This is a genomic window from Leptospira alstonii serovar Sichuan str. 79601, from assembly GCF_000347175.1.
GTDB lineage: Bacteria > Spirochaetota > Leptospiria > Leptospirales > Leptospiraceae > Leptospira > Leptospira alstonii.
On record NZ_ANIK01000104.1, the window covers coordinates 1 to 21,697 of the forward strand.

Genomic DNA, 21,697 nt, shown 5'->3' on the forward strand with positions numbered 1-21,697 from the left:
GTATTTTCCGAAATAAACTTAAAAGAACTGAAATTCAGTAACGTTTTTAGCGCACATTCCCGACGGGGGTAACGCTCGCGGACACCGTCGCACAAGAAACGCAGTAGTTCCCACATTTTTGTGAAACTAAAGAGTCTCACTTCTATTGGCGTTCGGTAATGTTGCTCGTGCGCTGAAAAGCTCCCTACGTCGCGAGATGGGATTTGGGACAGACATTGATCATTCGAATTGAAAAATAAAATATTAAATTTTTGTTATGCGTTAAATTCAAGAACCGCAGTGAAACCCGAATTGGACCGGATCTGAAAACTTCCTTTGATTTGTTTTGTTAAAATTTGAATCAACGTAAAACCCGCGGTATTCGGTTTCATCCAAGTTTTAGAATCTTCAATACCGGAACCGTCGTCTGTAATTTGTAGACGATATTTACTTCCTTCCTTTTGAAAATAAACGCTGACCGTTCCCTTGTCCATAGGGAACGCGTGCCTGAGAGAATTGGATAAAAGTTCGCTGAAAATCATGGCGCAAGGAAGAGCGCTTTCGATTCTTAAAAACGTTTGTTTCGTGGAATTTTCGATATGAACGGATTCTTTACCAAGTTTATGGGAAAGGTTTTTGATAATTCCTTCGATCACTTCCGAAAAATCTATGTCGAAATAATTTTCCGATTTATAAAGATAATTATGTACTTCGGAGATTGCGAGTATTCTATTTTGAAAATCGAATAAAATACTTTGAATATTTCCTTTGTCCAATCCGCTGTGCATTTCCACCAGACCGGAAATAACTTGAAGATTATTTCTCACACGATGATGGATCTCCTGAATCAATTCGTTCTTTTCCTGAATGGATCCGTGGAGAGTTTTTACCGCAATGATGGAAATCACTGTAAACATCAAGAATAACGCAATCCTATCCGCGAAGTGGATCGAGTCGTGAATTTGCTGCGTTAAGAATTCTTCGGTAAATATCAGTATAAAACAATAAACGGCAATCAAAAGCGTTTTTTTTACGTTCGTAAAATATAAAAAAATCATTATAAATATTGCCAGTACTATATTTTTATTACTTTCGTCCAAAAGCGTTTTGTTGTTCGCAAGCCCGAAAAACCATCCGACACTAATGGCAATGACACTCGCAAACAAAATGATTTGAAGGGCTACTTCGAATCTTTTTCTCAATAGAAAGATCAAGGATATTACGGAAGCAATCATCATGATCGAAAAACCGGGGCGTAAAAAATATCCCTTGGCGAACCAAATATAAAGATTGGTAAACACTCCCAACAAAAGCGATGCCGCGTTAAAAATAAAAAGATGAAACGCCTTATTTTTAGTAAGATAGTCCCTATCTTTATAGATATGATCGGTCAATCCTGAAAGTTTCATCCGCTTACATCCTTTTTAAATCGAGATGAATTCTAAAACCGTTGTAAAACCGCTATCCGAAAAAATTTGAAAACGTCCCTTCATCTGCTTCGTTAATATTTGTATTAAAGTGAAACCTGCGGTTTTTGGTTTCAACCAAATCTTAGAATCCTTTATCCCGGAACCGTTGTCCGAAACTTGAAGACGATATATATCACCCTCTTTTCGAAATAAAATTTGAATCCTTCCCTTTTCGGAGTGAAAAGCGTGTTTTAAGGAATTGGATAATAATTCGTTGAAAATCATGGCGCATGGAATCGCATTCTCGATTCTCAAAAAGGTGGACTCCGTTTTATTTTCGATTTTCACGGATCGTTTACCCAATTTATTGGAAAGACCCAAGATGATCTTGTCCATTACTTCCGCAAAATCGATTTCGAAATAATTCTCCGATTTATACAAATAATTATGAACTTCAGAAATTGCTAATATACGATTCTGAAAATCGGATAATATGATTTGCGTGTTCGCCTTGTCCGATCCGCTGTGCATTTCCACCAGACCGGAAATAACTTGAAGATTGTTTCTCACGCGATGATGAATCTCCTGAATCAATTCGTTCTTTTCCTGAATGGATCCGGACAAAGTTTTTACGGTGAGAATCAAAATCACGGTAAACATAAAGAATAGACCGATTCGATCCGCTGTGTAAATTATTTCGTGTTCTTTGAGATAAAATTCATCGATGAAAATCAAAATAAAACCGTATATCATAATGAATATGGTTTTTTTAACATCCGTAAAATATAAAAAAATCATAATGAATATACTGAGAACGATGTTTTTATTGCCGACATCGCCACCGGCATTGGGAATTCCCAAAAACCAACCTATGGATACTGAAAGAATGCTTGCGAATAGAATTATATTTAAAGCGAACTCGAACCTTTTCCATATCAGTAGTAGGAAAGAAAGCGAAGCGGCGAAGGTCATAATGGTAAAACCTACTCTAAAAATCTCTCCTTTCGTAAACCATAGAAAGACGGCGGATGAAATTCCCAATAGAATTGCGGCAATGTCAAAAACAAAAAGATGAGCAGCTCGTTTGCGAGTTAAGTAATCTCTGTCCTTATAAATTCGCTCAATCAAACCAAAAAATTCCATAGCTTCCTGGCTCCACTTAAGGGAAAGATTTCAAAAGATTTTTCCCTAAAATAAATAGGACGGAATTCGCTGAAAAGATACAATTCCGCTCGAAACAAATTAAGAGTTCCTTTCAAAATCCTGTTTTATTTTAATAAGAATTCATTTTTACTTGTTCCGATAAACTTTCCCACAAAAATAACCTGAAATACAATTTTAGGTCCGACCTACATGGAATGAGGTAAAACATCTTTTATCAATGATAAATCGAAGTCTACTTTCCTGTAAGTTTATATAAATTTTGTGACGGTTTTTATACTTTTTAAAGCGTAAAAATTCCTCCACCACCGCTGTGTCCGCTGCTACTTCCTCCTCCGCTTCCGCTGCTTCGTCCACCACCACTACCTCCTCTAACACCGGATCCGCTACTGCCGGAAGATGTTTTGACTCTGCAGTTTTCCTTACAAGTTTCACAGACCTGATAACAAACAAAGGGGACGGCCATTGACTGATTTTGTGTTCCGGAATTAACTGCGACTAAAAGACAGGTGGACAATTGAATCTCGCAATTTTTTTCACAGCCTGAAGTATCGACGGTGCAGAATTCAAAAAATAACGCGATAATTCCCGGTAAAAGATAACGCACAAGTTTCATTGTTTTTTACCCGCACCTGCTTGCAAAAGAATGTCCTGAACTATTTTAGAATCTTCTAATGTAGCTTCTGACCAAGCGGTATGACCTTGAGTTGTGGTTGCGTGTAAATCCGCGCCGGAACGAATCAGAAGTTTAACAATTTCGGGATATCGATTGAAAACGGCCATCATCAGAGCCGTGTGACCGTCTCTTGTTCTCGCGTTCACGTCGGCTCCGTTTTGAATCAAATATTCCGCGATCAAATACTCCCCTTCTCTCGCCGCCACCATCAAAGGAGTATAATTTCTAAAAAACGGATCTCGTTGATTGATTCCCTGCCCGGCTCGGAGTGAATTTTCCAAACCCTGCAGATCGCCCTTGTAAACGTAATCCGTAGGATTTGAATTCGGATAAGAAAAATATCTTTCCTGAGGAACGATACAACCGGCAAAAATAAGAGCCACCGTCGCAGAATAAATGAAGATCCGAATATCTTTGTGAGAAATGTATTTTCCGAATTCTTTGAGAATAAAATTTAAAAGTTTCATGGTATCCTCGAATTTCCATCATTGTATCGATTTGCGAATTCGATACAATAGGCGAAAACGGTAATTGCGGGAATTACTCAGAAACGATTTTACGATTAGTGGTTTTTACCCAAGGCTTCTTATCGCGCTTGACACTTGAACGGAAAAAATTCTGGTTTTCATTTGAGTCCTAAGCTAAAAACTTAGAGTTCTCTAAATCAAACTTTCCTTTTGCAAACGTTTCGGCATTGACGAAAACAAAATAGATAGGAATTTTTCGAAAATATAAACATGAAACTCTGGTTTCCCCAAGAAAAACGATTCTACTTTTTTTCGATTTATGTTTTTCTAATTTTCCTTTGGATCCTCGAGGAAATTTTAACGTTCGCGTTCGACATCAACTGGATAGAAAGATCTCAGGTTTATTTTACGACGATCGAAACCGCTTTCGGATTATTGTCCATCGTCGGAATTTACTTTCTATTTCAAGAAATCAGAAATACGAAAACAGACATCGAGTCGGCCAGAGTTATGATCGAAGGACTCAAAAATAAAAATCAACTTTTAGTCCACACCGATCAGTCTTTCTGGGAATCTCTTCAAAGACAATTGGAAGAATGGGATCTTTCCGATAAGGAAAAAGAAATCGCCCTTTTACTTTTGCGGGGAATGTCCAATCATCAAATCGCGGCCATTCGAGGAAAAAGTCTGAAAACGATAGAAAATCAAACGTTTTCCATCTATCAAAAATCCGGAACGACGGGGAAATTGGAATTTATCGCCTATTTCATCTCTCCTTTGCTCCCGGAAGAGGATTGATTTTTTATTTTCAAAACCGGGGACTTTGATCGAATTGAATCTTTATCATTATGCCCAACTTGTCTACGTTATACGGAATTTTCCGAATCTTGCACTTCGACGTTCTCTGCTTTTTCGAATTTTAAATTGGAGAAAAAAAATTTCAAAACACGGATTCTATCCTCGTTCGTTTTAACACCGGAGAATTCGGTTATGAAATTTTCGGACAGAATGTCTCGGTGATTGATCAGATGGGATTCATTCATCTTCAAGTGGAAAGTAAAATTCTTTCCATCGCAGGAACACGGTTCAAAGAAAGAATCCGAACTCTCAAAAAAGAAGGATGGAAAACAGAACTCGCGTTTTGCGATTTATTAGGAATCGAAGGCGACCCTTATCAGGCATTATACGATCTGCGTTTTTTCTCGAAAGAAGAGCTGAGAAATTTCATTTTTAAGTCCGTATTTTTTTCAACTCCGGATAAACTCAGAGAAACGTGAATCCTTGGCACTTAACAAACGAACTCCCCGCCTCCCGGAGCGAATCCAGCTTGACAACGGAATTTTTTTGACAATCTTAGTCGTTCCAATTTATAATTTTTTCTAAAGGTCGCGAGAATATGCAAAGATCCTTCAAGTCCATCCTCTTTTTTGCAGGAACGATATCGTTTTATTTTCCACTCGGAGCTCAAAAGAATAATGCAATCAATTTTGACGCGGAGTTGTACGCGCAAATCGTTCGACAAAGTAGTTATCAATATGGGGTCATTCTTAAATCTAGAAAAGTTCTAAAAGATTATAACAATTGGAAAAAACCGATCGATACGGCATTCCGTAAACTCGCGGATTCCTCCGGAAATCCCAGTTTTCCCATCGTTTATAATTTAATCCAGGACAACTCCTTCAACGCTTTCGCTATGGCGGGTGGTCAGTTTTGCATCAATTCGGGAACCTTGGATATTTTGGATCAAGTAATTAAGAATTCCGAACCGGAAGCGAAGGATAAATTGAATTTTTACAGGGAAAGATACATCGCAGGAGTTTTGTCCCACGAGCTTTCTCATTATTACAATAAACATACTTTCAATTCGGTTAAAAAATTCTATCAGCTCAAAGAAAATCCGACCGGCGAAGCAATATTAGAAAATCTTAAATTTTCTCAAGAACAGGAAGTCGACGCGGATCAAACCGGATTCCAACTTTTGAACAAAGCCGGTTACGGCGGTGAATACATGATCCGAACCTTGGAATTGATGAGCGATATCGACAATCAATATAAGGAATATATCGCAAACAAAAAATTGGATAAGATAAGTCCCGAATCCATGACTTCCTTGTATTTCACGAGCCATCCCTCCCCGAACGATCGTCTTTCAAGATTCAGCGGAGACAAGCAGGAACTCTATTCCTTACTTGCAACTTTGGAAAAAACGTACGACGACATTCAGTTCGGTAAAAATTTAGATTCGGCCAAATCCAATCTCGAAAAGGCCCTTTCTAAATTTCCGGGGAACACTCATTTAGAAAAATCTTATGCAGTTTGTCTCCACAAAATTTGGATGGCGACGGCAAGCAACGACGACTTAAAAGTAAAACCCGTCGTCGATATGCCCTCTTTTCGGGATTCCATGATATTTCCGGGAGGACTTCGCAAAAGAGCCGTTATGCGAGCCACTCCGGGCAATCAAGCCGCATATACGAAGGCTAAAGAAGCTTATCAAAAGGTGATCGTAAAAACCGAGGACCCGTATTTTATCTCGAACTATGCGGTTCTTCTTTCTTATTCCACCGAAGAAAACGATATGAACGTCGCAAAATCCCTTGCGGGAAGTACGGTACGAGCCGAAAATTCCATTCCTCTTGCGAACAACTTCGGAGTTGTTTTGTATTGGACCGACGACCAAGACAAGGCTATGGAAATTTTCAAATCGGTCGCAACTATGGTGGACAAAAGAGTTCAGTCTTTCGGTGAAAAGGCAAATTCGAACCCGGACATTCAATCCTATTTACAAGGAATCGGAAACTCGATCCGTCAAAAAACGCAGTTGGATCCGGATTATGTTTACGAAAATTTCACTCCGATTTTAAATTACGTTCTTCTGGAATCTTACAAGGAGAAAACTCCAAAGACGAAACAACTGGCTATGTATTATCTGGAGAATTACGATTCTTCTTCGGGTTGGGCAAAACACCTCGCCGATTTTCACGGAATTGTACTTCCCGATCCTTCGCAAAATACGAAACAAAACGTTTTCAAGGTCGGAGGAGTCGGTCCGGGCGATAAGCTGGAAGATTTATTAAAACTCTGGGGAAAACCGGATAAGATCCAAGTCGATAAATCTTCCGGAAGTGAATTTTACATTTACAGCAATAAGGAAACTTCCTTTTTACTGAGCATCGGTTCGGTTCTTCAAGTAAACGCTTACGGAGACAATAGTCCTGGAATCGACAAGGGAGTTTCCGTCGGTTCGGATCGAGGAGCCGCCGAAAAAGTTTTCGGTAAACAATTTCAGAAAAACGGACCGTATCTTGGGTATTCTCAAAACGGAAGCGCGTTCGTGAAATACAGAAAGAATAAAGTCGATCAGATTATTCTTCAATAATCATTGCGTCTTTAGCGTGAGAGCCGGTTCGGAAAGAAGTTTAGGAATTTTGAATGTTTTAAACTTCGATCCGCGCGTTTCTCCGCAATCCTTCCTTTAAATCCGTGGAAAAAGAAAAAGACCGATTTTTCCCCGTTTACGGCGGAAACGTTTTTTTAAGAATCCTATCTTCGCTGGGTGAAATATTCGTATGGTTTTTTACCGTAATTTTTTTCGGAATGGGATCGATCGGTTTGGCGCTCCTCGCATTGGAAGAAAAATTTCAATTCGACTGGCATTTTCTATGGATGATCCCCTTGGGTCTTTTAGCGGCAATATTGGTTTTTACTTATATACGAGATTTTTTTCTGGATTGGGTTTTGCCTTTCAAAATCGAAACGGGTTTTATCGCCAAAAAAGAAGAAGACAGAGACGTCGGAACGGAAGGGATACTAACGTACGTATATTCGATATATCTAGGAGAGAAGGAATTTTTCATTCCGGAATCTTGTTGGAAAAAATTATCGGTCGGCCAACATGTAAAGGTTTATTATACTTCTAAAAGTAAAACGGTAAAAGCGGTATTTACGACGAAGTAGTTTTAATCGTTCTTTTACGACCGACGGTTTGAAGTTTATTTTAGATAGTACTTATAAACGATAAAGTTGAATGGGTCGTATCTTCAAGCGCCTCGATTCCCGCTACTCAAACGTTGTAATTTGCATAACCGGATTCCCCCTTGAACGAAAGAATTTACATTTGCCCAAACCTGCGATCCGGAAAAACAAAGTTGTGCAAATGAGGACCGTTTTCCCGTTGGACTGAAGTCCATTCTAAATTCCAAACTTAAAAAGAACCGGCGAACACATAACTCAAATTTCCTGTAGAAAAATCAAAAAGCCTCGCAATTTTAGGCACAGCAGCGAGATGAAGTAAGTATTCTATTTAGAACTGCCCTGAAACTTCCACGGTCTTACGTTTTATACTTTTGATACGTAACTTCTTATTTTGGGACAAGTACTTTAGAAAAATTAGGGGATTTCTATGAAAAAGCATGTTTTGAAATTGGCGGCTACTTGTATGGTCATCATCGCGTTTAATGCCTGCAAAGTAAACGACCACGAAGGGGATAATCTGACAACATCGAGTTTGGTCTATTCCATAGACCAAACCGGTGGAAATTGTGCTTTCGTCCAGAAATTATTTTGGAGCGGCGGAGACTTTCTCTATTACTATGTAAGTTTCAGTACGAAACCGAAAAAAGACTGCGACTTTAATAAAATCATAGGTTCCGATCTTGCATCTCATAAAAGAATCATCGAAGCCAACTACAATAAAATCACTGAGCTTGCGAACACTTTCCATTGTTCTGCGGCTACGAAAACTCTGATTACGGATTTTAAAAATGACGCATTGACAATCACCCAGACACAATATGATAATCTACGAGCAAGAATCAGATTTTTTCCGGTTTCGGATTTTCGGACGGAAGCGATCGCCAACCTCTCTTCCCCTACCCATCCTTTGACTTCATTTGGTTTCTCGGCTGAGGAAATCAAAGCCTTAAATCGATTGACAGTTGAACAAGGGGAAAACACCGAATACAGAGAACAGTTGACGGCATTTGCAGAAGAAACCCTTGATACTACGTGTAGTAATGCCCTTGCCGATAGCAACCGAAACCTTTTTCCCGGTTTTTACGGTCTGGATCCTGACGCAAATACAAAGGCAAAAATTACGGGGATTTCCAATAACGGATCCGCATCGGCAGTCTGTACCTACGGCGGTCAAACAGTAGCATCCGCTCGATGCGCCACTTTAAATAATACATTTTAATGTTTGAATATTTCAAAACACCCGGCACGTTGTGCGCGTATTCCGGAGTGCAGATCAAAACCCCGTCCGCGATCCTTAAGGCCTCGCGATATTTTTTTATTGATTCCGGAGAACTTTCCCCGTCCCGGTCGGGACTAAAATGAGAAAGATCGTCTAACATTGAAAAGGCGATGATCTCGTCTCGGACGGAACCGTTTTGGCGATGGCCCTTAGAAGGGCGAAGCGTTAGATTCCAATCGAATACTTCCCGATATGGACAAATTTTTCATGCTTAAATAGTTAGAATGAAATCCGTAAAAATCGGTTTAAAAAAATAAGATTTTAAAGGGGAATGCCCGAAAAGCCGTTCCGAAATTCAATCGGCTGTTCATCCCTATTTTATCCCCCGTCGCTTTCATCTGATTTTTCGTGATGAACAAAGCCCGTCACAAAGATGGTTTTTAGCCTTTCGCAATTTTTTAAAGCAGAACATTCGTTCTGTTTTAGAGCTATTCTCCGCCCGATCCGCTGGAAAAAAACTTTCCTCCCCGCCGGGCTGTTTTAAACAGGTCCTATTCCATTGAAAATCCAAAAATTGGTATAGTTTCATGAGAGAAATAAAAACAGTAACAGTATTAGGCGCGAACGGCACGATGGGCGCCGGATCAGCGGCGATCGTTGCCTCGTTCGGGAAGGCAAAAGTCCACATGCTTGCGAGGGACATAAGCAAAGCGAAAGAAGGGATTGAGAAAGCGATCGGCTCGGTCAAAACCGACACGATTCGTCCCAGATTGATTCCGGGTTCGTATGACGCGGATCTGGAAAAAGCGGTCGCGGAATCCGATTGGGTTTTCGAACTCGTCGCTGAAAGTTACGAAGTTAAAGAACCGATCAACAAAAGAATCGCAAGCTCCAGAAGACCCGGAACGATCGTTTCTACTGTTTCTTCCGGTCTTTCGATAGAAAGACTTTCCAAAGCATTTGATTCAGACGGTCAAAAGCATTATTTTGGAACCCACTTCTTCAACCCTCCTTACAAGATGATTCTCTGCGAACTCGTTTCACACAAAGGATCGGATAAGAAAGTTCTTAAACAACTCGGAGAATATCTGGATCAAGTTTTAGGTCGTGCGGTCGTTTATACAAACGATACTCCTGCGTTTGCCGGAAACAGAATCGGATTCCAGCTCATCAACGAAGTTGCTCAGATCGCTGAAAAGTATTCCGATAAAGGCGGGATCGCTCTTATGGATGCGATCATGAGCGGTTACACCGGAAGAGCTATGGCTCCTCTTGACACTGCGGATTTCGTAGGACTCGACGTTCACAAAGCGATCGTGGATAACCTCTACGAAATGACAAAGGACGCGGCTCATTCTACCTTTAAAATGCCGGGTTACTTCCAAAAGCTGATCGATAAAGGCGATCTTGGAAGAAAAGCGGGCGGCGGACTCTATAAGATGTCCAAAACTCCGGACGGCAAGAAGGAAAAGTTAGTCTATAATATAGGCGCCGATCTGTACGAGCCGGTTCCTAAGTTCGACATCGATTTCATTCGTCAGGCGAACAGAAGAATTTCCGAAGCGGACTACACAGGCGCGATGAACATCGTAAAAGAAGCAAAAGGTTTCGAAGCGGATCTCGCTAGATACTTCATCGCAAGATACGTTAGTTACTCTCTCTCGATCGTCGGCGAAGTCGTGGACACGAAAGAAATGGCGGATCTCGCGATGGGAACAGGATTCAACTGGGCTCCCGCTTCCGCATTCGTTGATTTCTTAGGCGGGCCTAAGGACGCGATTCAACTGATCGAAAAAGCAAAACTTCCGGTTCCTGAAGTATTAGCAAAAGCGAAACCAGGGAAGCCATTTTACGAGCTGAAGGAAAAGCTTGACGCTCGTTCACTTTTCAAAGGATAATTTAGGGGAGAAGGTATCACCATGAGCGATAAAATTTACGTCCTCGGCGGGGAACAAACCGATTTTCAAAGAAACTGGACTAAAGAAGGAAAGACCTTCATGTCCTTGATGCGCGAAGCCGTTCAAGACGGACTCGCCGCTGTCGGACTTACACCCGATGAAATCAAAAAACTGAATAAACAAAATAGAATCGGAATTTTCGTAGGAAACTTCGACGCGGAACAGTATGCAACTCAAGGTCACTTGGGCGCGTTTTTGACCGAAGTCGATCCTGCTTTCTATGGAATTCCGGGCGGTCGTTTTGAAGCCGCTTGTGCTTCCGGCTCCATCGCTCTCGATGCGGCTGCCACAAAAATCCGCGCGAAAGACTACGACGTTGCGATCGTTCTCGGTATCGAGATCATGAAAACCGTTAGTTCTTCCGTAGGCGGCGACTTTTTAGGAACAGCCGCTTATTACGAAAAAGAAGCAAAAGGAGTTCAATTTCCTTTCCCTAAACTTTTCGGAAAACTCGCGGACGTAATTCTCGAAAGATACAAACTTCCGGAACAAAGATTTATGGGAGCGTTAGCCGAAATCTCTAGAATCAACTACGACAACGCAAAGAGAAATCCGAAAGCGCAAACTCGTTCTTGGTTTATGAACAAAGAACACGCGAACGCAAGAGGCGGAGAATACAATATGGCAGTCGGAGGAAGACTCTGCATTACCGATTGTTCTCAGGTTACCGACGGCGCGGCGATGGTAGTTCTCGCTAACAAATCCTACACCGAAGAATACGCGAAAAAAAGAGGAAAGAAGATCAACACGATCCCGAGACTAAAAGGTTGGGGACACAGAGTGGCTCCTATCACTTTTGACGCGAAGGTTGCCGAATCCAAAGGAGACAAATACATTCTCCCCTGGACCCGACAAACCGTAAAAGACGCTTACGACAGAGCGGAACTCGGAGTGAAAGACATCGACGTTTTTGAAACTCACGATTGTTTCACTTCTTCCGAATATGCGGCGATCTCCGCTTTCGGAATCGCTCAACCGGGAAAAGAACACGAAGCAATCGAAGAAGGAGTTATCGACTTCAAAGGTAAAAAACCGATCAATCCTTCCGGTGGTCTCATCGGAGTCGGTCATCCGGTCGGAGCTTCCGGAGTCCGGATGATGCTTGATCTTTACAAACAAGTGACCGGAACCGCCGGTAACTATCAAGTGGAAGGCGCTAAGAACGGACTTATGCTGAATATCGGCGGGTCTGCGACAACTAACGTAGTGTTCATCGTAGGAAAATAAGAATGAGTTTAAAGACTGCGAAAGATTGGAATCAGTTTCTTTTAAGATTGTTTATCGCTTTCGGTTTCTGGGAAGTGATCTCCGTACCTCTTCGTAGTCTTTTATTTTCCCGCTTTTACTACGACCCTACCTATAAATCTTTTTTCCAATCCGTTGGAATGATTCTGTGGGTGGGGCCAATCGTCGCCGACCTCATTCAAGTTTTCTTTTTAGGAGTTATAGTCCGTCTTGCTAAGGATTCTCTTCCTACGGGAATTGTGGGCGGCTTGATCATTGCGATCTGTTTTTCTTTAGCGGCTTACGTCGGACCTGCGATTTCTATTTTAAACTTTGTGAATGTTCTTCCGAGCATGATCGTTTGGCTTTGGGTGTTTTCGCAATTTTTGCTGACATTCTTCGCTTCTTTGATTTTGACTTACATTGCGGAAGAGGAATTTTGAGATATCCAACGCTCTAAATCCTTCTCAACTCGCCGAATATTTTGTTTTCATTTTGGAGTTGAAGTCTCGGACATTATATTAGGTTTTTGATTAAGTTCTTTAGATAAATCAATTCATTCCATCGAAAGGTCGGTCCGCCCTTGATTTTTTGGGCGAGTTGTTGGTTGGGAAGATTCGGAGATTCTTCTCTATCAGAAAATCATACTTTTTGCAAGTGAAAAAGCTTACTTTTGTCGGAACACTTGAAAAATCTGCATTTTCGATCCTTTTTAATTCAAAACACTTCTCAACTTGTCGGGTTAGTATGGATAAAGAACGGCGTTAAATATTGAGTTCCTCGTATAACATGAATTTGGCGTAAGAAATTTATTTTTTACTAAAAAATAAAATGTGGGAACTCACACAAAAAGTAAGATTTTCAAGAAGTTAGGAGAATTTTTTCCCAAGAATAAGTAAGGGTTTCCACAAAATTTCATTCTATTCAATGCAGCGTTTTCTTACGCCGAGTTTACGATAGTATATTTTATTCCGTATCGAAAAGGAACCGTTTTCAATTTTATCATTTGTATTTTGTATGTTTACGATTTTTTTCAGGATTTTTTGGCACAACTTTAACGATCTTTTCGTTATTCAATTGGGATGTTTTGAAAAACAGCCGGAGCAAAATCCGTGAGGATAAACATAAAATTAGTTTTAAGTCTTTTGTTCGTTTTTACCTTCCTGTCCGCTTGTTCGACTGAAAAAGAGGATAAAAATACCTCCGATCTTCTTTTGCTTTTATTATTTCAAGATCGCGTTGAAAACTACGATCGTGATGTTCAAATCATAACCCATACAATGGTGTCATCACACGCAATTTCCTACGACACCAATTATTCCGATGAAGATTTAAACTATTATAAAGATCTTGTCGAAACTGAAATTGCAAGGTATCCAAGAGGGTATTTTATCAAAGCCCGCGCGGAAAAGATCGTGTTTACTCGAAATCTCCGTTTATATGGGAATTACTATGGAGGTCTATCAAAACCGAGTGAAAATATTATATTTTTAGACGTTCAGGACGGGATAAAAGCCAGATCAGAAACAACTCCTATGGATCCTAACTATTATAGTGCAGCCAGATTATCAAACGGAATACACCATGAACTTACTCACAATATGGATGATGTCATGGGATATTGGTGGAATTCAAAATGGCAATCATTAAACCCGCCCTCCTTTCAATACGGAAGCTACGATTATTCTTCCTTCAATCCTCGTGCTTTGGGTGATATCCCCCCTATGCTAACTCCATTTTGGAATCCCATCGACGGTTTTGTGAGTGAATATGCCACATCAAATTTTGCAGAAGATAGAGCGGATGTCGGCGCTGCAATTCAAGGACGTCAATTTTCCTATTTAAATAAAATTTGCGCCGTCGATCCGATCGTTGCCGCAAAGGCGCGTTTGATGATCGAAGAAATGAATCGTTTTTGGCCTTATCCCGGAGCGGAAAACACGGCATGGAAACGCAGATTCTCCGAGATTCAATGCAATTGATTGAATTCGTTAAAAAATGAATCAAACGTTAGGCACAGTCAAACGATTTCTTTTTGCATCGGACCTCTATTTCCGAACCGGGTGGCCGTCTTTAAATTCTCGTTCGAAAACGGTTCCGTCGGAATAGATCAGCTTTCCGTTTCCATTGGCTAGATCGTTTGGGTAAGTTCCTTCAAAACTCTCGCCGTTGTTACAAGTATAACGTCCTTTTCCCGTCTTTTGATTTTGTAGAAACGTTTCTCGAAAGATACATTCCACATTCGAATCGGGGATAAATTTAGACCAAGTTCTACATCCATTGTCGTTGCAAGATCCGCCTGTAAACTGGGTTCCATATGCAACACTTCCATCCGGATCAATGAATTTTGATTTTCCATAGTATGACGGATCTTTATAAACGCCCGAAAAATTACCGTTGTTTTTAAATTCGAATTCGCCTAACCCCTCCAGTTTTCCATTTCGAAGATTCCCATGAGTTCGTTTCCATTGGCGTCTATAAAAACGCCCCTCCCATTTTGACAATCTCCGGATAAACAACGCTCTTTCGATTGAGAAAGAATGGAAAAGAAACTCAAACAAAAGATAACGGATAATCTTTTTGTACGATATTTCATTCTTTTGAGGATACATTTCAAAACAAAATACTTGGTAAAAAAACTTGCATTTACATTAATAAAGTGCTTCCTATTCCTTTCATGAATTCTCTATTTCCATCTTCGGCTTTATTACATGGCTTTCGTATTTTTAAAGTTATAGTTCTTTTGAGTGTTTGTATTTACCCGATTCACTGTGTGTATAACGCCGGGATCGTCACTGCTCTACTCACAAATCCACAACCGATTATCAGACATGAAGTGTTGGACTCGAATCATTCCTTATTGAGGCAACGCTATAATCAAGAAATACCGGTTCTAGACTCGGAAATACCACCGTCGTATTCTGATATATTTTCTGTACAACCAGGAAGATTTTTATGTGCTTCGCCAACGGGGCATGATTACGGCACTGCCTCGCAAAGCATAACCGAAGTTTGTTTCTTAAGACTTTCTGCCGGAGACGCAAACTGGATTCATCAGAAATTCGCGAGTGTGCCGCCGGGAGAATTATTGGATCGGAACGATTTATGGTGGAGCAAACGCTGGAGTCAAGAGGCCTCCGATATCCCGACTCTACACGATGACCCTCTGGAGGAAATAGACTCTGATGAAATACAAGAACAGACAACAGGCATCGTTTTTTTAAAATGGCTAACCCTTCGATTGCTGATCAACCGGGTGAATCCAAAGGATCTGATTCATTATTCGGAGATAGATACAGCTTTTACGTTTTCAAACAAAAAGGAGTTACGTTTTATTCCTTACGACCCCGCATCCCCTCGCCCCTGGGAAAATCGTGGCCTCGGCTTCACTTTTCGTGTGGATTACTATATTTCATTGCATAACAATTGCCTGTTTCGTATTGAATGGATTCGTAACTCTTATATGTGAGGCTTCTGATTCACAATTACAGAAAACCACGCGCAGGACAATATGATCCTCTACAATACTTGTTCGCACGCGTTGCTCATCAAAAGCCTACTGATGACCATTGAGTTTGGAAAAGGCAAATCGAAATAGTAGGATACTCACATATTTCCACAACACTTTTACTCTGAATTTACACTGTCTTGGATCTCACCAAAACATTTCGTAAAATCGATATATCCCCATTTGTTTCCAATCTTCACAGATACAAAACCTTCTGAAAAAAAAATTTGCAGAATCAAATTGGACAGGAAAGATAGTCTCGAGACCAAAAAAAGCTCCCCATTTGTTATCACTGTTGCCTGTAAGATGAAATTGCTTTTTAAATCTTTCTTCAAAAGTAAGTCGATAAATATTTCCAGCCCTATCAATGTGTACCATTCTCAGACCATCCCAAACATATGCGAGACCCTTTCTAAAAGTTCCTAAAGAATGAAACTTAGGTTGAATGGCAACCTTTCCAGTTGTATCGATGAAACCATATTTGAACCCTCCCGATTTATCAATTTCTATGGCTACGGAGGCGAGGCCCTCTGAAAATTTCCTAGCACTTACGAATTGAGGCTGGATTACAAATGTTCCGGTCGGATCTATAAATCCCCATTTGTTTCCCATTTTGACAGGTGCAAAGCCCTCTGAAAAAGAATCTGCACCATCAAATTGAGATTGAATTACAATCTTTCCAGTATGATCGATATAACCCCATTTCTTTCCAATCTTCACAGATGCAAAACCCTCTGAATAAGATTCAGCTTCATCGAATCGAGGTGGAATTACGATTTTTCCCGTAAAATCAACATATCCCCATTGATTTTTAATCTTAACGGATGCAAGACCGCCTGAAAATTCCCCGGCTCTATCAAATTGAAGTTGAATTACAAGCGCTCCGGTTGGATCGATATATCCCCATTTGTTTCCGACCAGGACGGGTGCAAGACCGCCTGAAAATTTCCCGGCTCCATCGAATTGAGGCTGAATTACGGAAACATTCGGATTCGTCGGCGTTAGGTGAATGGAGCCGACTCCATCTTTTTCAACCGTATCCATCTTAAATTCGGTTGAACATGGGTGTGCTACAATTATGGAAATACATGCAAAGAATATAAAGTATGAAAGTAAAATTTCCTTCATCTTAGTCAAAACCGACCTGCTTCTAAAATATTAAAAATTCTTAATAATACATGCTACAATCAAAAGACTATACAAAAACCAAAGATAGATATAGGTTTTAAATTTTTCGATTCTGAAAAGAGTGGAATGAATTCTCGCAAGCAATTTGGAAAGTAAATAAGTGCTTGTCCCAAAACCTCAAAATGTGGGAACTACTACGTTTTTAAATGATGGGGAAATCTATTAAAAACCTAAATAACCGTCAAAGAAACATAATTTGCGGGAACTCCGTATCGACGAAAGAACGTTTCAAAATCGGATTTTAAGACCAATCTTAATGTTAGCTCGTATAACCAATGCGAAAGCGATTGAAGCGTGATCAACAAATTGGTATTACAAATGATTTCGCTTTTCGAGCAAACCCTCAATTTGTTGATCGGAGCGGAAAGCGCGGTCCCTGACCGGTTTTTTCTTACGGAAAAAACCGGTCAGGGATTCGCCCGGGCGTTCTCCATAAATTCACATTTCAGTTGTTGAAGCGGAGATTAACAAAACCGCTTCAATCGCCCATTTCGGCGAAACAGACGGAGAATTCATTTTTCGAAAACTCTATTACTTTTCCGATAAAAAAGAGGATTCTTCCGGGTCGTAAGAGAACGGGGAAACGATTCCGGCCAGGTCATCTTCCTCTTGCCGTTTTCGGATTTTAGCAAAGGTGGATTTCCATTCTTCGGCTTTGAGATCGGAATTTTTCTCCGGATGTTTTTGAAGATAAAAAAGGGAAAACAACAAAAGTTCTCGGTTGAAACCGGTTTGTTTGAGTTTTGCGTCCAAAAATTCAACGTCGATTTTACGTCCGCTCTCCGCGATTTCCTGGAGAATTTCGATCGCTTGGATATCCGTGGCCGAACCTTTCTGACGGTAAATCCTATGAAGAGGATACAGAATTTCCTTTTCGGAACTTCCATTTTTCTTGAGCCCGAGATAAAAGGCTCTTCGAGACATCGCGAGGGAGTCGTTGAACCTTCGGTTTTGTAGGAACTCCAGCGCCGACTCGTAGGCAAAGATCGGTTCGTTTCTAAAGATCGCGGCCCGATCCAAAAGGGACTGTTCCAAGTTAGAAACCTTTTTTTTCTTTAAGGATAAAAGAAGAATTCTATGAAGGAATACGTTGTCCGGAAAGTAGGGGAGGAACTTTCTGCATTTAGAAATCGTCTCGTCAATTTTACCCGATTCGTGAGAGGCGTTTACTTCCGACTCGATTGCGGACAAGTCCTCTCGGTAAGGATTGTTTTTCCGAATCCAGTTCAGTGTTTCTTTGTAATATTCTAAATTTCCGAGCCTGGAACTGAGAACGAGAACCTTGTATCGAAGCGTCGGATTCTCCGGATTTTTAGAAAGGCTGAGCCTTGCAAACTGATAGGCTTTTGTCGGCTTCCTAAGTTCTTCGTAACCTGCAAAAATTTCGTTCATCAAGGAAGAATGATCCGGATCGAGTGCAATACTTTTCTCGAAACTTTCCAGCCCCGTTGTAAGGTCTCCTTTTCCGATCCAGACTCTTCCTTCGATCTCGAAATAAACGCTCGTTCTTGGAGTTCCGAGAGAGTCCGCGATTTCCAGTTTTTGAAGGGCTTCGTCGTATCGGAGCCGATTCAATTCTTCTCGGGCCTGACGTAGCAGCTCCGAATAAGAAAAGGTTGAATTCCCATAGAGCGTTGAATAACCTGTGCAAAGTACAAAAAAGAACCAAGTGGATAGCAGTCTCCCAGCCAGTCTGTTCGGTAGAATTCTTCCCATCTTTTTAAACATCGGAACATTGAAAAAAAACAAGAGGTTCACTGAATGAATTCAGTTACGATTATTATCGCCATGTCTATTTTGGCGATCGTCACTGCGGTAGTTTATGCCCTGAAAGTTACCACCATCAAAGTGGGCGCTGCGGGCGGTAACGAAAAAGAAACGAAAAAACTTTTAGAAATATCTTCCGCCATCTCGGAAGGGGCTATGGCCTTTCTCGTTCGGGAATACAAGGTCATTTCCGTATTCATCGCCTTTATGGCCGTCCTGATCGTTCTTCTTTTGGACAATCCTGCCACCGTAGGGTTTAACGACGGAGTTCATACGGCGATCGCGTTTGTCGCAGGGGCCGTCATCTCTTGTCTTTCCGGTTTTATCGGAATGAAAATCGCAACCGCAGGAAACGTAAGAACGGCGGAAGCCGCAAAAACATCCCTTTCCAAGGCTTTCCGAGTCGCTTTTGATTCCGGAGCGGTGATGGGATTCGGACTCGTGGGACTTGCGATCCTTGGGATGATCGTTCTTTTTCTCGTTTTTACGGGAATGTATCCTATGATCGAAAAACACTTCCTCATGGAATCCTTGGCCGGTTTCGGTTTAGGCGGTTCCGCGGTGGCGCTATTTGCCCGAGTGGGTGGTGGAATTTATACAAAGGCCGCGGACGTAGGCGCGGACTTGGTCGGTAAGGTAGAAAAAGGGATTCCGGAAGACGATCCGAGAAATCCCGCTACGATTGCGGATAACGTGGGAGACAACGTGGGAGACGTAGCCGGAATGGGGGCCGATTTATTCGGTTCTTGTGCGGAAGCGACTTGCGCGGCGCTTGTGATCGGTGCGACCGCTACGGCTCTTTCCGGATCTGTGGACGCTCTTTTATATCCTCTTCTCATTTCCGCTTTTGGAATTCCAGCCTCCCTTTTGACCAGTTTTCTTGCGAGAGTTAAGGAAGGCGGAAACGTAGAATCCGCGTTGAAAGTTCAACTCTGGGTTTCCACCCTACTTGTGGCGGGAATCATGTATTTCGTTACGAATACGTTTATGGTGGATTCTTTTGAAATCGCAGGGAAAACGATCACGAAGTGGGACGTGTATATATCCATGATCGTGGGGCTTTTTTCCGGAATGTTCATAGGAATCGTAACCGAGTATTATACTTCTCATTCTTATAAACCCGTAAGAGAGGTTGCCGAAGCGTCTAACACCGGGGCGGCGACGAACATCATTTACGGATTATCTCTCGGATATCATTCTTCCGTAATTCCCGTGATTTTACTCGTAATCACCATCGTAACCGCCAACCTTCTCGCGGGAATGTATGGAATTGCGATCGCAGCTCTCGGGATGATTTCCACGATTGCGATCGGTTTAACGATCGACGCTTACGGGCCGGTGTCGGATAACGCGGGCGGGATCGCAGAAATGGCCGGACTCGGAAAAGAGGTTCGTGATAGAACGGATACGCTTGACGCGGCGGGAAATACGACCGCGGCGATCGGAAAGGGATTTGCGATCGGTTCCGCAGCGCTTACTTCTCTTGCGCTATTTGCCGCGTTTATCACAAGGACGCATACGATCAGTCTGGAAGTTCTGAACGCGGAAGTGTTCGGAGGATTGATGTTCGGGGCGATGCTTCCTTTCCTGTTTACCGCGATGACGATGAAGTCCGTCGGTAAGGCGGCGGTTGACATGGTCGAAGAGGTTCGTAAACAATTCCGAGAAATTCCGGGGATTATGGAAGGAAAGAATAAACCGGACTACAAACGTTGTGTGGACATTTCCACGACGGCGGCTCTGAGAGAAATGATTCTTCCGGGATTACTCGTTCTTATGACTCCGATCCTTGTCGGATATCTGTTCGGAGTGAAAACTCTCGCAGGTGTGCTTGCGGGGGCTCTGGTCGCGGGAGTGGTTCTTGCGATTTCCTCCGCCAACTCCGGAGGAGGCTGGGACAACGCGAAGAAATACATCGAGAAAAAAGCCGGTGGGAAGGGTTCCGACCAACACAAGGCGGCTGTCGTAGGAGATACGGTTGGAGATCCGTTCAAGGATACTTCCGGACCTTCGATCAATATCCTTATAAAGTTGATGGCGATAACGAGCCTCGTGTTTGCGGAATTTTTTGTTCAGCAAGGCGGACTGATTTTCAAATTTTTTCATTAAGAAATTCTAAATTAGAGTTTTCTCAAATTCAGGCCCTTTTCGTTGAAAGCGAGGAGGGCCTTTTAACTCCTGATTTTGTTCATCAAGCAGCCTGATTTCTGTAAACCTGATTCCTATCCACTAATATGCTGACATCTAATCACGGGCGTGCACATTTTAGTGGATAGAGATCAGTGGATAGAGAGTTCAGGGGTCAGAAACTCGCATCTTGAAGCGGGCGTGCGATTTTAGGGATCAGTGGATAGAGAGTTCAGGGGTCAGAAACTCGCATCTTAAAGCGGGCGTGTCTCTGCGGGAGCCTCTTGGTTTCAAAGCGCAGAGTCGCGCTCTCGGTTTCAATCTGCAAAGCACCATTTTATATTTTTCTAATATACGAATGATTCCGTTTTTGAATGGCGCATTGCAGTATTTCCACCTCGATCGCTCACGCGTTTTGAGGACCCGGATTTTTGTCGTTTAACGCGAGTGAGACGGTTTTTTAGAGGTCGGGTTTTGGTAAGAAATACAAATGTTCGCTCGTGATCGGGTTGGGTTCGAAGAATAGGGCCCTGGAAATTTGATTTTTTCGTAGATTTAAGGTCCAAGTCATCTTGTAAGTCCCGTGAAATTGAGGAACTCCCCGGTTCATCGTATTCACGATAGAATCCCCGACTCCGCCGTCTTCCAACCAAAGAAGATAATTAAAAAGAAAACACCTGGAAACCCCGTGCGCGGCTGCCAAAGCACCCAAAACCGCCCAAACCCCCGAATTCACATGAATCGTCATCTTCTTCAACTCGCCCACGCCCCAGTTGTATTTGATCTTCCCGGCCCTCCAATGAAGGCGATCCAAGGACGCGACATACTTCGTATATCTCTTCAGTAAAAAGGGAAGTTTTTTGGAAAGGGCCTTCTTCTGAAGCGCATCCAGCCGGTTCCAGTAACTCATCGGAATCAAAAGGGAATCGGTGCCAACCGTTCCTTCATTCAAAGAGGATTGAATTTTTTTCTCGCAAGAAAGTAAAAGAAGGTCCATACCCGAAGCGGTTCCGCAACTCGGTATAACGGACGGGATTTA

At 41.9% G+C, this 21,697-nt stretch carries 18 protein-coding genes and 2 pseudogenes; 11 read left to right on the forward strand and 9 right to left on the reverse strand.

Going from position 1 to position 21,697, the window contains the following annotated elements:
• Positions 1-254 precede the first annotated feature (254 nt).
• The 4 genes from LEP1GSC194_RS17895 to LEP1GSC194_RS17910 form a co-directional block, all read right to left on the reverse strand.
• Positions 255-1,388, reverse strand: a complete 1,134-nt coding sequence (locus LEP1GSC194_RS17895; RefSeq protein ID WP_020774928.1) for a sensor histidine kinase — start codon at positions 1,386-1,388, stop codon at positions 255-257.
• Between the two features lie 15 nt (positions 1,389-1,403).
• Complete coding sequence (locus LEP1GSC194_RS17900; protein ID WP_020774924.1) at positions 1,404-2,531, reverse strand: sensor histidine kinase; 1,128 nt, start codon at positions 2,529-2,531, stop codon at positions 1,404-1,406.
• Positions 2,532-2,832: 301 nt separating this feature from the next.
• Positions 2,833-3,165 carry a hypothetical protein gene (locus LEP1GSC194_RS21770; RefSeq protein WP_081605134.1) on the reverse strand — a complete coding sequence of 111 codons (333 nt, stop codon included), beginning with the start codon at positions 3,163-3,165 and terminating at the stop codon, positions 2,833-2,835.
• Positions 3,162-3,692 (reverse strand): ankyrin repeat domain-containing protein, encoded by a 531-nt coding sequence (locus tag LEP1GSC194_RS17910; RefSeq protein ID WP_017807908.1) that lies wholly within the window; start codon positions 3,690-3,692, stop codon positions 3,162-3,164. The genes LEP1GSC194_RS21770 and LEP1GSC194_RS17910 overlap by 4 nt, the downstream gene beginning before the upstream one ends.
• Before the next feature lie 270 nt (positions 3,693-3,962).
• Here LEP1GSC194_RS17910 and LEP1GSC194_RS17915 point away from each other — a divergent pair, with 270 nt between their 5' ends.
• From LEP1GSC194_RS17915 to LEP1GSC194_RS17935, 5 genes are all read left to right on the forward strand, one after another.
• On the forward strand, positions 3,963-4,490 hold the full coding sequence (locus tag LEP1GSC194_RS17915; protein WP_020774918.1) for a helix-turn-helix transcriptional regulator: 528 nt from the start codon (positions 3,963-3,965) through the stop codon (positions 4,488-4,490).
• A gap of 125 nt (positions 4,491-4,615) precedes the next feature.
• Positions 4,616-4,969 carry a DUF4269 domain-containing protein gene (locus LEP1GSC194_RS20895; protein WP_081605135.1) on the forward strand — a complete coding sequence of 118 codons (354 nt, stop codon included), beginning with the start codon at positions 4,616-4,618 and terminating at the stop codon, positions 4,967-4,969.
• A gap of 119 nt (positions 4,970-5,088) precedes the next feature.
• Positions 5,089-7,071 carry a M48 family metallopeptidase gene (locus tag LEP1GSC194_RS17925; protein WP_020774913.1) on the forward strand — a complete coding sequence of 661 codons (1,983 nt, stop codon included), beginning with the start codon at positions 5,089-5,091 and terminating at the stop codon, positions 7,069-7,071.
• Positions 7,072-7,175: 104 nt separating this feature from the next.
• Positions 7,176-7,649, forward strand: coding sequence for a hypothetical protein (locus tag LEP1GSC194_RS17930; protein WP_020774922.1), 474 nt, complete (start codon positions 7,176-7,178; stop codon positions 7,647-7,649).
• Between the two features lie 445 nt (positions 7,650-8,094).
• Positions 8,095-8,886 (forward strand): hypothetical protein, encoded by a 792-nt coding sequence (locus tag LEP1GSC194_RS17935; protein WP_020774917.1) that lies wholly within the window; start codon positions 8,095-8,097, stop codon positions 8,884-8,886.
• A 4-nt stretch (positions 8,887-8,890) separates the two neighbouring features.
• Here the strand turns inward: LEP1GSC194_RS17935 and LEP1GSC194_RS23265 are convergent.
• Positions 8,891-9,155, reverse strand: a pseudogene (locus LEP1GSC194_RS23265) (NADPH-dependent FMN reductase); the annotation flags it as partial.
• Between the two features lie 318 nt (positions 9,156-9,473).
• Here LEP1GSC194_RS23265 and LEP1GSC194_RS17940 point away from each other — a divergent pair.
• From LEP1GSC194_RS17940 to LEP1GSC194_RS17955, 4 genes are all read left to right on the forward strand, one after another.
• Positions 9,474-10,784, forward strand: a complete 1,311-nt coding sequence (locus tag LEP1GSC194_RS17940; RefSeq protein WP_021064309.1) for a 3-hydroxyacyl-CoA dehydrogenase family protein — start codon at positions 9,474-9,476, stop codon at positions 10,782-10,784.
• Positions 10,785-10,805: 21 nt separating this feature from the next.
• Positions 10,806-12,071, forward strand: a complete 1,266-nt coding sequence (locus LEP1GSC194_RS17945) for an acetyl-CoA acetyltransferase (protein ID WP_020774925.1) — start codon at positions 10,806-10,808, stop codon at positions 12,069-12,071.
• Between the two features lie 2 nt (positions 12,072-12,073).
• Positions 12,074-12,511 carry a hypothetical protein gene (locus LEP1GSC194_RS17950; protein ID WP_020774926.1) on the forward strand — a complete coding sequence of 146 codons (438 nt, stop codon included), beginning with the start codon at positions 12,074-12,076 and terminating at the stop codon, positions 12,509-12,511.
• Between the two features lie 669 nt (positions 12,512-13,180).
• Positions 13,181-14,050, forward strand: coding sequence for an LIC13305 family lipoprotein (locus tag LEP1GSC194_RS17955; RefSeq protein WP_020774923.1), 870 nt, complete (start codon positions 13,181-13,183; stop codon positions 14,048-14,050).
• A 66-nt stretch (positions 14,051-14,116) separates the two neighbouring features.
• Here LEP1GSC194_RS17955 and LEP1GSC194_RS17960 read toward each other — a convergent pair.
• Positions 14,117-14,664, reverse strand: a pseudogene (locus LEP1GSC194_RS17960) (hypothetical protein).
• Positions 14,665-14,745: 81 nt separating this feature from the next.
• On the opposite strand from LEP1GSC194_RS17960, the gene LEP1GSC194_RS17965 reads away from it, so the two are divergent.
• On the forward strand, positions 14,746-15,537 hold the full coding sequence (locus tag LEP1GSC194_RS17965; RefSeq protein WP_020774920.1) for a hypothetical protein: 792 nt from the start codon (positions 14,746-14,748) through the stop codon (positions 15,535-15,537).
• 186 nt (positions 15,538-15,723) lie between these two features.
• On the opposite strand, the gene LEP1GSC194_RS17970 is transcribed toward LEP1GSC194_RS17965, so the two are convergent.
• Together LEP1GSC194_RS17970 and LEP1GSC194_RS17975 are read right to left on the reverse strand one after the other, a co-directional pair.
• On the reverse strand, positions 15,724-16,704 hold the full coding sequence (locus LEP1GSC194_RS17970; protein ID WP_231384444.1) for a WG repeat-containing protein: 981 nt from the start codon (positions 16,702-16,704) through the stop codon (positions 15,724-15,726).
• A 591-nt stretch (positions 16,705-17,295) separates the two neighbouring features.
• On the reverse strand, positions 17,296-18,513 hold the full coding sequence (locus LEP1GSC194_RS17975; RefSeq protein ID WP_036043698.1) for a tetratricopeptide repeat protein: 1,218 nt from the start codon (positions 18,511-18,513) through the stop codon (positions 17,296-17,298).
• 12 nt (positions 18,514-18,525) lie between these two features.
• On the opposite strand from LEP1GSC194_RS17975, the gene LEP1GSC194_RS17980 reads away from it, so the two are divergent.
• Positions 18,526-20,640 carry a sodium-translocating pyrophosphatase gene (locus tag LEP1GSC194_RS17980; RefSeq protein WP_081605137.1) on the forward strand — a complete coding sequence of 705 codons (2,115 nt, stop codon included), beginning with the start codon at positions 18,526-18,528 and terminating at the stop codon, positions 20,638-20,640.
• Between the two features lie 478 nt (positions 20,641-21,118).
• Here LEP1GSC194_RS17980 and LEP1GSC194_RS17985 read toward each other — a convergent pair whose 3' ends face one another.
• Positions 21,119-21,655 (reverse strand): DUF1564 domain-containing protein, encoded by a 537-nt coding sequence (locus LEP1GSC194_RS17985; protein WP_020774919.1) that lies wholly within the window; start codon positions 21,653-21,655, stop codon positions 21,119-21,121.
• Positions 21,656-21,697: the final 42 nt, after the last annotated feature.